A 10,423-nucleotide genomic window follows, 5' to 3' on the forward strand; every position below is an offset into this window, starting at 1 on the left:
GCCCGGGGATTGGAGTTCGCGATGAACCGCGCCTTTGTCCGCGTCGCCGTGATCGCGCCGCTGTTCGCTGCCACCACGTTGTTGCCCGCCGGCGTGGCCGCCGCCGACGACCACCCCATGGGGCACGGCGGGAACGGCGACGGTAACGCCTGTTCGATCGTCGGCACCGTTACCAGCGCGAAGGGCCTGCGCTACGAGCCCAACAATGGCTCCTACAAGGTCAACGGCGTCATGGACTGCGTCTCCAAGCAGTACTCCCACGGCGTGGTCACCGGTTCGGGCAACGGGGTGATCGGCTGCTTCGGCGGGGTCAGCCAGGCGGTCCTGGACGTCGCCTGGCAGGACGGCCGGCACAGCGTACTGACCATGCAGACCGGCGACTTCGGCTACGGCACCGGCGGCTACGGCGAGGTCACCAAGGGCGCGCTGATGGGTAGTCACGCGGGCCTGATGTGGGGCCGGGAGGCCGCGGGCGCGGAGTACGCCTGTGCCGCTGACGCGGTGCACTCGTACGAGTTCGCCGGTGGCATGGGCTTCCACACCCACTGAACTGTCACCCGCACTGAGCGACCAACGCGTCCAGGTGACCAACGCGTCCAGGTGCGCGCGGGCGTCGACCAGGAGGGCCTTTCCTGACTGACCGTCAGTCCGGATGCGTCCGGGGGCGACGGTGTGGTCCGGCGCCGAGCGCGCGCCCGGCGGCGCATCGGCTTGGTGTTGGCCACGCCGTCGTGGGGTAGGCGCTGGCGATGCATAGCGCCCGGTTGAGCCGTCGATCCTCGCTGGTCGCGGTGTTGGCAACGATGGCGCTGGTGTTCGCCGGCAGCACGGTGCCCACCCCGCTCTACCCGATGTACCGACAACACCTCGGGTTCTCCCGGGTCACCCTCAGCCTGGTGTTCGCGGTGTACGTGGTGGGCACCATGGCCGCGCTGTTCTTCGCGGGACGACTGTCCGATCAGATCGGACGGCGGCGGACGATCTTCCTGGCCATGGGCTGCCTGGTGGCCTCGACGTTGGTGTTCGTGTTCGGCGCCGACGAGGTCGGACTGTTCGTGGGCCGGGTGCTCACCGGTTTGGCGGTGGGGCTGGGCGCCGGCACCTGCACCGCCTGGATCGCGGACCTGGACGCCGGCGGGGAGACCCGCTCGGCGATGTTGGCGGCGGCGGCGAACATGGCGGGTCTGGGTCTGGGCGCGGTGGGTGCCGGGGTGTTGGCGCGGTGGGCGGCGCAGCCGTTGGTGCTCAGTTGGGTGGTCTACCTCGACATCGCCTTCGCGCTGTTGGTGCTGCTGTGGTTCGTGGCCGACACCGTCTCCGAGCCGGTGGACCGACTGCGCGAGTTGTCGCTGCGCCCGCGGTTGGGCGTTCCGGGCGATCGCCGCGCCCGGTTCGTGGCGCCGGCCACCAACGCGTTCTGCATCTTCGCCATGGGTGGCTTCTACGCGGCGCTGATTCCCTCGGTGCTCGGCCAGGCGTTGCACCGGACCAATCCGGCGTTGTCCGGAGGCCTGGTCGCTGAATTTTTCCTCGGCGGCGCCGTGATCATGGTGGTCACCCCATGGCTGCCGGACCGCCGCGCGATGCTGACCGGGCTGGTGTTGATCGTGCCTGCCGGCTGGCTGTTGGTACTGGCCACCGTCGCGCACTCGCTGCCGCTGCTGCTGGTCGCCACCGCGGTGGGTGCGGCGGGTCAGGCGCTCGGCTACCGCGGCGGACTCAGCGTGGTGAATCGCCTGGCTCCGCAGGAAAACCGCGCCGAGGTGCTCTCCACCTACTTGCTGTGCTGCTACCTCGGTTTGGCCGTGGCGCCGGTGGGGGTGGCGGTGCTCACCTCGGTGTGGGGTCTGGTGCCGGCCGAGTCGGTCTTCGCGGGATTGCTGCTGGTGATCTCCGCGGTCGGCCTGGCGGTGGAGCTACGCCACGGTTCCTCAACAGAGGGCGACACCGCGCGCTCGGAGCACGTTGCGGACCGCCGCCTCGAACCGGTCGGGGTGCAGCGCTCCTGACGCCGACGCGTCGCGCAGTGCGGCGATGATCTCGTTGAACGAGTCGCGGATGCCCGCCGCGCCCAGTTGCGCCTTGTGCGGGTCGGTGTCGGTGGCGCCGAACAGCACCAGATCCGCGCCGGACTCAATGGCGTCGGCCGCGGCTTCGCCCAGGGTCGTGGTCGCCGCGGTCACCGCGCCGGCCGAGAGGCTGTCGGTGACCACCAGCCCGGTAAACCCGAGCTGCCCGCGCAACAGGCCGTCGATGACCGCCGAGGACAACCCGGCCGGATGGGTGGTCATGCCGGGCACGGTGGCGTTGGCCACCATCACCGCCGGGGCGCCCGCCGCGATGGCGTCGCGAAACGGGCCGAGATCGCCCGCGCGCAGCGTGGCGAGCGGTTTGGTGGGCGCGGGTCGGACGTCGGTGTTGCCTGTGGTGCCGCCGAGGCCGGGGAAGTGCTTGATCACCGGAAGCACTCCACCGTCCCGGAGCCCCTGCAGAAACGCCACGCCGTAGCGGGAGACCGTCGCGGCGTCGCCGCTGAACGAGCGCTTGCCGTCCGGGTTGTCGCTGGACGGGCCGGGCCGGTCGTCCACGTCGAGCACCGGGGCCAGGTCGACGTTCACCCCGAGCGCGGCCATCGCCCGACCCCACGCCGCCGCTTTGGCGCGCACCTGCGCGACGGTGTTCGTGGCGGCCAGGTCCCGCGGCCAGGGCAGGTCGGGAATGGCGCCGCGCAGGCGTTGGATGCCGCCGCCCTCCTGGTCGGCCATGATCAACGGGTGGCCGGGCGCCGGGGCCGCGCCCACCGCGGCGCGGATGCGTTTGCTCAGGTCAGCGGGGGCCTGATCGCCGCCGAGGAACAGCACGCCGCCCGCGCCGGCGGCGAGTTCGTCGGGCACGGTGTCGAGGTTGAAGTTGAGCACCGGCAGCGTGATCAGGGTGGCGGCGCGGCGTTCCACCGGCCAGCCGGCGATGTCGGCGGTAGACGTGCAGTCGGCGCTCGTGGTCGGTGACGCTGTTGGGGCTGCCGTGTGCGTGGGCAGCGGGTTCGGCTGCGCCCCGCCGCTGCTGGTTGCGCCGCAGGCGGCCAGCAGTGCTGCGGCCGCGGCGGTCGCGGCGATGCTGGTCCCCCTCATGTGCCCATCCTGCCCAGCGCGCCTCGGGACGGGTTGGATGGGGCGGGCTCAGCCGCCCGGGTGGGCACGCACCTCGGTGCCGCTGTCATCGAGCCACCCCTTGCCGGCGGCGTAGGCCATGGTGGCGTCGAAGCCACTGTTCCACTCCACCACCACGATCATGTGTCCACCTGGCCCAGGTAGGTCAGGCCCGCGGCGACCAGTGTCGGGACCACCTCGGCGGCTTTCGCGCCGTTGCCGAAGTCTGAGCCGGCCGAGGCCCGGTAGGCGATGCCCTCGGCGATCACCGCGAGTTTCAGGTGCGCCAGGCCCATGTGGAACGGCCAGTGGCGCAGCTCGCGGCCGGTGGCCTTGGTGTAGCGCTCGGCGAGGTCATCGGCGTGCGGTAGGCGCGGTGAGGTCCATGCGGCGGGCATGCCGAGGATGACGTCCAGCGCCGCGTTGCGGTAGGTGCACATCAGTGCGACGTCGGAGAGCGGATCGCCCAGCGTGGACAGTTCCCAGTCCACCACCGCGAGCACCTTGGTGGGGTCCGCGGCGTCCAGCATGGTGTTGTCGATGCGGTAATCGCCGTGCACCACGGTGCTCTCGCCCTGCTCCGGGATGCGCTCGGCGAGGCGCTCCTGCAGCCGCTCCAGGTCCGGCAGGTCGCGGGTACGGAAGTTGTCCCACTGGCGGCGCCAGAGCGCGACCTGGCGGTTGAGAAAGCCCTGTGGCTTGCCGAAGGTGTCCAGGCCGACGGCCGCCACGTCCACCGCGTGCAGGGCCCCCAGCACCCGCACCAGTTCCTCGACCAGCCCGTCGACCTGAGCATCGCTGAGCGGGGCCAGTTCCTCGCTGTCCCGGATCACCACCCCGGGCACCCACGCCGTCAGCGTGAACGAGGTCCCGATCACCGTGTCGTCCTCGCACAGCAGCACCGGACGGGCAATCGGCACGTCGGTGCCGTACAGCCCGGAGCACACCCGGAACTCCCGGCCCACGTCGTGCGCGGAGGCGGTGCGCCCGGCCAGCGGTGGCCGACGCAGCAGCCAGGTGGTGGCATCGTCGTTCAGACGGTACGTCAGATTCGACCGGCCGCCGGAGATCTGCTCGGCCACCAAGCCCCCGGACACTGCGATGCCCTGGCTGCGTAGGTAGCAGGCCAGGGCATCGAGGTCGAGATCATCGGTCATCCGCGGAACAGTACTAGCGCGGCGCCATCCGGATTGCGCCGTCCAGCCGGATGGTCTCGCCGTTGAGCATCGGGTTCTCCACGATGTGGCGGACCATCGCGGCGTATTCGCTGGGGTCGCCCAGTCGCGAGGGGTGCGGCACCTGCGCGGCCAGTGAGGCGATGGACTCCTCGGGCAGCGAGTCGAACATCGGGGTGCGGAACAGGCCCGGCGCGATGGTCATCACGCGGATCTTGGACTGCGCCAGGTCACGCGCGATCGGCAGCGTCATGCCGACCACGCCGCCCTTGGACGCGGAGTACGCGGCCTGCCCGACCTGGCCGTCGAAGGCGGCGGCCGAGGCGGTGTTCACGATGACGCCGCGCTCGCCGTCCACCTCGGGGGCGTCGGCGATGGCCGCGGCGGCCAGCCGGATCACGTTGAAGGTGCCGATGAGGTTCACCGTGACCACCCGGGTGAACTGCTCCAGCGGCATCGGGCCGTTCTTGCTGACCACGCGGCCCGGCGTGCCGATGCCCGCGCAGTTCACCGCGACGCGCAGGGGGGCGTCGGCGGAGACCAGGTCGATCGCGGCCTGCACCTGATCGGCGTCGGTGACGTCGGCGCCGGCGAACTGCACCCGGGCACCGAGTTCCTCCGCGATGAGCTTGCCGTTGGACGAGGGCAGGTCGACGATCACGATGTGCGCGCCCGCGTCGTGCAGGGCCTTGACGGTGGCCAGACCCAGGCCCGACGCACCCCCGGTGACCAGTGCGGTGGCTCCGTTCAGCTGCATGACGCTCCTCGAGGCTCGTACCCGGCGGCGACTGGCGCTCGGGTCGTGTTTATGTAACGCTCGCTAAGTACGAGAGTAGGCAACGGGGCTGGGCTGCGTCAACGAAGGGGTCGGTGGGCGTGACCGAGATGCTCGAGCCGGTCCCCGCTGACTGGCGCGCCTTCGAACCCCTGAAGTTGCCGCCCACCCTGGCCGGGGCCATGGAGGCGTTCCACGAGCAGGGCTACCACGCCACTTCGGTGCGCGACATCGCCAACCGCGTCGGCCTCACCGTGCCCGCGCTGTACTACCACCACGGCAGCAAGGAGGGCATGCTCGTCGCGCTGCTGACCGGGTCGGTGCAGCACCTGCACGCACGGCTGCGCCTCGCGGTCAACGACGCCGAGCCCGAGCCCACCGCCCGGTTCGCGAACTTCATCGAGGCGGTCGTGCTGTACATGGCCAACCGCCGGGAAGCCGCCGTCCTGGACGCGGAGATCCGTGCGCTGTCCCCGGCCAACCGCAAGGCCTACGCCAAGGTGCGCAAGCAGATCGAGGATCTGCTGCTGTCCATCGTGCGCGACGGGGTGCGCACCGGGGCGTTCTCCGTCGCCCACCCCGCGGACACCGTGCGTGCCCTGTTGGGCATGGTGCAGGCCGTGGCCACCTGGTACGACCCGGCCGGCGTGCTGTCGCCGCCGGAGTTGGCCGCGCGCTACGTGGAGATCTCGCTGCAGACCGTCGGTCACCGCGTCGTCTGACGCGGTGCCCTCTGCGCTCATTCATGAGCGCAGCGGGCACTGTCATACGCCGGGCGTCATCGGAGGACACTTTCGGCGGCCAAAAGTGACGCCCCACGTATGAGAGAACTCGCTCAGATCATGAATGAGCGGAGCGCCGCGCCGCCCCTGACGACCAACCGCCGGCCCGCGCTCGGCGCGGACCGGCGGTGCGACGGCGCCGGGTGTCCAGTCCGGCCGCCCTGCGGCGCTCGAGAGTCCCGACCCGAGCATTCCGCAGTGTGTTGGTCTGAAATCAGAGCCGTTCGATGATGGTGGCGTTGGCCATGCCGCCGCCCTCACACATGGTCTGCAGGCCGTAGCGGCCGCCGGTGGTCTCCAGCTGATTCAGCAGCGTGGTGAGCAGCCGGGTGCCGGAGGCGCCCAGCGGGTGACCCAGGGCGATCGCGCCACCGCGCGGGTTGAGCTTGTCGATGTCGGCACCGAGCGCCTGTGCCCAGAGCAGCGGCACCGGCGCGAAGGCTTCGTTGACTTCGTAGGCGTCGATGTCACCGATGGCCAGGCCGGACCTCTTCAACGCCTGCTCGGTCGCCGGGATGACCCCGTCGAGCATGAGCAGCGGGTTGGAACCGGTGACGGCGAACGCGTGGAAGCGGGCACGCGGGCGCAGCCCCAAGCGGGCGGCCAACTCGGCGCTCATGATCAGCGCCGCCGAGGCGCCGTCGGTCAGCGGGGAGGAGTTGCCCGGCGTGATCTTCCATTCGATCTCGGGGAAACGCTCGGCATAGGCCTCATCCTGAAACGAAGGCTTGAGGCCGGCCAATGTGGCGGCGGTGGTGCTCGCGCGCACGGTTTCGTCGACGGCGTGCGTCCCGGTCACGCCGTCGGGGCCGGTGACGGTGACCGGCACGATCTCGGTCGCGAAGCCACCGCTGGCTGCGGTGGTCGCGGCGAGGCTGTGGGAGCGCGCGGAGTACTCGTCGAGGGCCTCACGCGACAGCTGCCAGCGGGCGCTGAGCAGTTCGGCGGAGATGCCCTGGTTGACCAGACCCTCGGGGTACCGCTTGGTCAGCGATGCCCGATTCGGGTCCTTGCCCGCGATCGAGGAGAACATCGGCACCCGGCTCATCGACTCCACGCCACAGGCGATGGCCACGTCGTAGGCGCCGGCCAGCACGCCCTGCGCCGCGAAGTGCACGGCCTGCTGGCTGGAGCCGCACTGCCGGTCGATGGTGGTGGCCGGCACGTGCTCGGGCAGACCTGCCGTCAGCAACGCACTGCGCGCGATGTTCAGTGACTGCTCGCCGACCTGCGAGACACAGCCCGCGATGACGTCGTCGACCAAGCCCGGGTCGATGCCGGTGCGATCGATCAGCGCGCCGATCACCGTGGCCAGCAGGTCCACCGGGTGCGTCTCGGACAGCGCGCCACCGGGCTTGCCCTTGCCCGATGCGGTGCGCACGACATCGACGATGACGGCGTCGGTCATGGGCTGTTCCTCTCCTCGATGCGCTGGACTACCTAGCGCTCGCTAAGTACGGTAGGACCGCCGCGTGGCGTTCGTCAATACCCCGCGGTAAATGCAAACAGCCTGCCGGTGCCCGGCACCGCGGGCCGGAACGACGTCGTCCAGAGGATGTGCGTGCCGGATGCGGTTGGGGACGTGATCGCCCCGGGGTTCGGGTGCTGTGCACCGGCGGCTGCACCGCCCCGGCCTAGCGTCGGTGCACGAAATGGGGGGCGATCACCGAGACGAGCACGCCGAGCACCAGGTAGTAAACGAACGGCCCCGGCGTCGCGCGCAGCGCCAACTTGCGAGCCTGATGGCGGGAGCCCGCCGCCCAGGCCCGGTCGTAGGCGACCACGTAGGACACGACACCCGCGATGCAGGCGGCGATAAACGACAGTGCCAGCAGCTCGTTCATCTGCTGCCAGCGTGAACCTCCGCGGCTTTCCTGTCGAGTTCCTTTGCCGATTCGACGATCAACGGGCGCACCGTCACGTTGCTGCCGTTGAACCATGCGTTGCCCGACGGCCGGTCAGCGAATCGACATCGTTCGAGGTCAGGTCGTTGTAGCGGCCGCCACCGGCGGCCACCGCGGTACGCCATCCGCCCTGGTGACCGAAATGCGGGGCCAGGCCGACGGAGCCCGTTATGACCTCATCGGTGCGGGTGGCCCGGGCGCTGATGGAGCCGGTGGCCGCCCGGGCGAACGCCACGCTAACCCGACTCGCCGAGGTGTTCGGCGTCGATCTGACGTCGGCTCAGTCCTGAGGCGGCGTGGGCATGGCGTCCAACCGCATATTTCGGGCGCTGGAAACCTTGATCCCGTGTCGCTCACGGTCGGCCTGCAGCTCGCTCAGCACCGGGGCCGCGGCCTTGATGTCCGCCAGCGTGCCCCAGTAGGTGACCGCCGCCATCTCACCGGCCGCGGGGTTGGCGCCCCAGTACCCGAGCTTGAAGCCCGGCTGCTTCTCCAGCAGGCTCAGCGATTCTTTCGTGCTGGATTTCAGGTAATCCGCCGCCGCGGCGTCGTCGGCGTCGGGGGCGCAGTAGATCACCACGCGCATCCAGGTCTCGGCCATGTGATTCCTCCAGGAAGGGTCGGCTCGCGGACAGTCAGTGGCGCTTGCGCCCGAAGCGACCGGCCAGCAAGCGGTGCTTGGGGGCCTCCTCCTCGGCCTCGTCGGATGACCACATCGAGATGGCCGGGACGGGGAACAAGCCGATGTTGTGCACCTCGAGCAAGCCCGCAGTGGAGTCGCGGATCGACTGGATTTTCGCCAGGGACGCCTCCGCGGCCTGGATGGCCTCCAGGCTGCCCCAGTAGGAGACAGCCGAGACGGTGTTGTCCTCGGGAGACTCGGCCCAGTAGGCGCTGCCGAACCCGGGCTGCGCTTCGAGAACGGACAACACGCTCGCGCTGCTCGCTTTGATCGATTCGATGGCCGCATCCGTGTCGGTGGCCGGTAATTGATAAGTGACGACTCGTAACCAGCTCATGAACTGCCTTCCGAAGGCGGCGAAATCGACCTGGCACGCAGCCTATGGCTGACAACGGGGGCACCAAAAGCTGCGCCGCGCCTGTTCATCGCCCAGTTCCTCCAGCTCGATGATGGTGCCGCAGCGCCGGCAGGGCCGTCCCGCCCGGTCGAACACCCAGGTGTGCTCACCCGGGCGGGTATTGCCGGTGGTGGTCTGCCAGGGCCGGTCCAGGTTCGCCCGCAGCAGGCTGCGCGCCCGCTCCACCAACCCCGGCAGGTCCGGCACCTCGCCCACCGGCCGGCGGGGGTGGATGCCACGCAGGAACAGGGATTCCGCCCGATAGAAGGTGCCGATGCCGGCCAGGTTGCGCTGGTCCAGCAATGCCTCGCCGATGGTGCGGGCCGGCGCCGCGGTCAGCCGCCGCACCGCCTCGTCCAGATCCCAGTCCACACCGAGCAGATCCGGCCCGAGGTAACCGAGGTGCGCCTCCTCCTCGGCGGTGCGGAAGAGCTCCACCACCGGCAGCCGGTAGCCGACCGCCTGCACCCGCGCCGTGGTCAACAGCACCCGGATCTGGTGCTCCGCACCGCCGGAGCGCCGGGCGCCGGCGGCGAACACCTTCCAGGTTCCGTCCATGCGCAGGTGGGTGTGCAGGGTGTGCTCGTTGTCCAGATGGAACAGCTGGTGCTTGCCGCGGGAGCGCACGTCCCGCACCGTCACCCCGCGTAGATCCACGCTGGACAGCGTCGGCCGGCGCAGGTCCGCGCCGGTCAGCACCTGACCGGCCAGCGCCTTGTCCAACATGCGGCAGGCCCGCCAGACCACGTCTCCTTCCGGCACAACCATTCTTTATAGACACCTGGCGGCAGCAAGCTTGAACGACCCGGGCAAAACCGTTTGCGCGCTTCCGGATGATCATGGGGGGATAGCGGCGAGTGGGGGAGGGTCAGCGTGCGGCACACCCACCGAGTGCTGCTCGTCCTCGGGTTGGCCGCAGGGCCGGTGGTGGCGCTGGGCCTGGCCCGGTTCGCCTACTCCCTGCTGCTGCCGTCCATGCGCAGCGACCTGGGCTGGGGATTCACCGCCGCGGGTGCGATGAACTCCTCCAACGCACTCGGCTACATGATCGGCGCGGTCGCCACCGGCCCGGTGGTCGCCCGGTTCGGCGCGCGCAGCCCGTTCATCGTCGGCCTGCTGCTCACTACGGCGCTGCTCGCCGCGTCCGCGGGCACCGGAAACCTGGGCGTGCTGCTCGCGCTGCGCCTGGTGGTCGGCATCACCGGGGCGCTGGTGTTCGTCGCCGGTACCGGGCTGGCCAACCGGATCGCCCACGACGCCGGCTCCGGGGCGACCGCCTTGCTCGGGCTGTACTTCGCCGGTGGCGGCCTGGGCATCGTGCTGTCCGCCGGACTGGTGCCGCCGGTGGTGGACCGGGGCGGGGACTCCTGGCGGACAGGCTGGTTGGTGCTGGCTGCCGCCTCGGTGGTGGCGCTGGGCGCCGCGATCCCCGCAGCGTTGCGCTGCCCGGACGTACACCCGGCGCCGGCTCGACGGGTGCTCGGCTGGCCGGTTCGGGACTTCACGCCCTCGTTCATCGCCTACGCGTTCTTCGGCGCGGGCTACATCGCCTACATCAC

The 10,423-nt window shown here is 70.4% G+C and carries 12 protein-coding genes; 4 read left to right on the forward strand and 8 right to left on the reverse strand.

The genetic code is table 11. The annotated features are described in order from the left end of the window. The first annotated feature begins 21 nt into the window (after window positions 1–21). A complete protein-coding gene (locus VGJ14_13115) occupies window positions 22–549 on the forward strand; it encodes a hypothetical protein (protein ID HEY2833359.1) in 528 nt (175 codons plus the stop codon). A 215-nt stretch (window positions 550–764) separates the two neighbouring features. Next, a complete protein-coding gene (locus VGJ14_13120; protein HEY2833360.1) occupies window positions 765–2,009 on the forward strand; it encodes an MFS transporter in 1,245 nt (414 codons plus the stop codon). Here the strand turns inward: VGJ14_13120 and VGJ14_13125 are convergent. The 3 genes from VGJ14_13125 to VGJ14_13135 form a co-directional block, all read right to left on the reverse strand. Beyond that, window positions 1,932–3,131 carry a glycoside hydrolase family 3 N-terminal domain-containing protein gene (locus VGJ14_13125; protein HEY2833361.1) on the reverse strand — a complete coding sequence of 400 codons (1,200 nt, stop codon included), beginning with the start codon at window positions 3,129–3,131 and terminating at the stop codon, window positions 1,932–1,934. The two genes, VGJ14_13120 and VGJ14_13125, sit on opposite strands and share 78 nt — an antisense overlap. A gap of 158 nt (window positions 3,132–3,289) precedes the next feature. Beyond that, the gene (locus VGJ14_13130; GenBank protein ID HEY2833362.1) at window positions 3,290–4,306 is read right to left on the reverse strand and encodes a phosphotransferase family protein; all 1,017 of its coding nucleotides are present in this window, start codon (window positions 4,304–4,306) and stop codon (window positions 3,290–3,292) included. A 13-nt stretch (window positions 4,307–4,319) separates the two neighbouring features. Next, on the reverse strand, window positions 4,320–5,081 hold the full coding sequence (locus VGJ14_13135; protein ID HEY2833363.1) for a 3-hydroxyacyl-CoA dehydrogenase: 762 nt from the start codon (window positions 5,079–5,081) through the stop codon (window positions 4,320–4,322). A gap of 128 nt (window positions 5,082–5,209) precedes the next feature. On the opposite strand from VGJ14_13135, the gene VGJ14_13140 reads away from it, so the two are divergent. Beyond that, window positions 5,210–5,821: a TetR/AcrR family transcriptional regulator gene (locus VGJ14_13140; GenBank protein HEY2833364.1), complete on the forward strand. Its 612-nt coding sequence runs from the start codon at window positions 5,210–5,212 to the stop codon at window positions 5,819–5,821. 274 nt (window positions 5,822–6,095) lie between these two features. On the opposite strand, the gene VGJ14_13145 is transcribed toward VGJ14_13140, so the two are convergent. The 5 genes from VGJ14_13145 to VGJ14_13165 all read right to left on the reverse strand — a co-directional run bounded on the left by VGJ14_13145 (window position 6,096) and on the right by VGJ14_13165 (window position 9,632). After that, complete coding sequence (locus VGJ14_13145; GenBank protein ID HEY2833365.1) at window positions 6,096–7,289, reverse strand: thiolase family protein; 1,194 nt, start codon at window positions 7,287–7,289, stop codon at window positions 6,096–6,098. Between the two features lie 226 nt (window positions 7,290–7,515). Next, window positions 7,516–7,725 carry a hypothetical protein gene (locus tag VGJ14_13150; protein HEY2833366.1) on the reverse strand — a complete coding sequence of 70 codons (210 nt, stop codon included), beginning with the start codon at window positions 7,723–7,725 and terminating at the stop codon, window positions 7,516–7,518. Between the two features lie 340 nt (window positions 7,726–8,065). Beyond that, window positions 8,066–8,386 carry a hypothetical protein gene (locus VGJ14_13155; protein HEY2833367.1) on the reverse strand — a complete coding sequence of 107 codons (321 nt, stop codon included), beginning with the start codon at window positions 8,384–8,386 and terminating at the stop codon, window positions 8,066–8,068. 34 nt (window positions 8,387–8,420) lie between these two features. Then, a complete protein-coding gene (locus VGJ14_13160) occupies window positions 8,421–8,804 on the reverse strand; it encodes a hypothetical protein (GenBank protein ID HEY2833368.1) in 384 nt (127 codons plus the stop codon). Window positions 8,805–8,846: 42 nt separating this feature from the next. Then, the gene (locus VGJ14_13165; protein HEY2833369.1) at window positions 8,847–9,632 is read right to left on the reverse strand and encodes a DNA-formamidopyrimidine glycosylase family protein; all 786 of its coding nucleotides are present in this window, start codon (window positions 9,630–9,632) and stop codon (window positions 8,847–8,849) included. 105 nt (window positions 9,633–9,737) lie between these two features. Here VGJ14_13165 and VGJ14_13170 point away from each other — a divergent pair. Beyond that, the coding region (locus tag VGJ14_13170) for a YbfB/YjiJ family MFS transporter (GenBank protein HEY2833370.1) at window positions 9,738–10,423 on the forward strand (686 nt) is incomplete at its 3' end.

Source organism: Sporichthyaceae bacterium (assembly GCA_036493475.1).
In the GTDB taxonomy this organism is placed as follows: Bacteria; Actinomycetota; Actinomycetes; order Sporichthyales; family Sporichthyaceae; genus DASQPJ01.

Coding starts and splice junctions, on each gene's coding strand:
- VGJ14_13155 (HEY2833367.1), bottom strand. CDS start 8,386: ATGGCCGAGACCTGGATGCGCGTGGTGATCTACTGCGCCCCCGACGCC.
- VGJ14_13165 (HEY2833369.1), bottom strand. CDS start 9,632: ATGGTTGTGCCGGAAGGAGACGTGGTCTGGCGGGCCTGCCGCATGTTG.
- VGJ14_13125 (HEY2833361.1), bottom strand. CDS start 3,131: ATGAGGGGGACCAGCATCGCCGCGACCGCCGCGGCCGCAGCACTGCTG.
- VGJ14_13130 (HEY2833362.1), bottom strand. CDS start 4,306: ATGACCGATGATCTCGACCTCGATGCCCTGGCCTGCTACCTACGCAGC.
- VGJ14_13160 (HEY2833368.1), bottom strand. CDS start 8,804: ATGAGCTGGTTACGAGTCGTCACTTATCAATTACCGGCCACCGACACG.
- VGJ14_13115 (HEY2833359.1), top strand. CDS start 22: ATGAACCGCGCCTTTGTCCGCGTCGCCGTGATCGCGCCGCTGTTCGCT.
- VGJ14_13135 (HEY2833363.1), bottom strand. CDS start 5,081: ATGCAGCTGAACGGAGCCACCGCACTGGTCACCGGGGGTGCGTCGGGC.
- VGJ14_13145 (HEY2833365.1), bottom strand. CDS start 7,289: ATGACCGACGCCGTCATCGTCGATGTCGTGCGCACCGCATCGGGCAAG.
- VGJ14_13140 (HEY2833364.1), top strand. CDS start 5,210: ATGCTCGAGCCGGTCCCCGCTGACTGGCGCGCCTTCGAACCCCTGAAG.
- VGJ14_13150 (HEY2833366.1), bottom strand. CDS start 7,725: ATGAACGAGCTGCTGGCACTGTCGTTTATCGCCGCCTGCATCGCGGGT.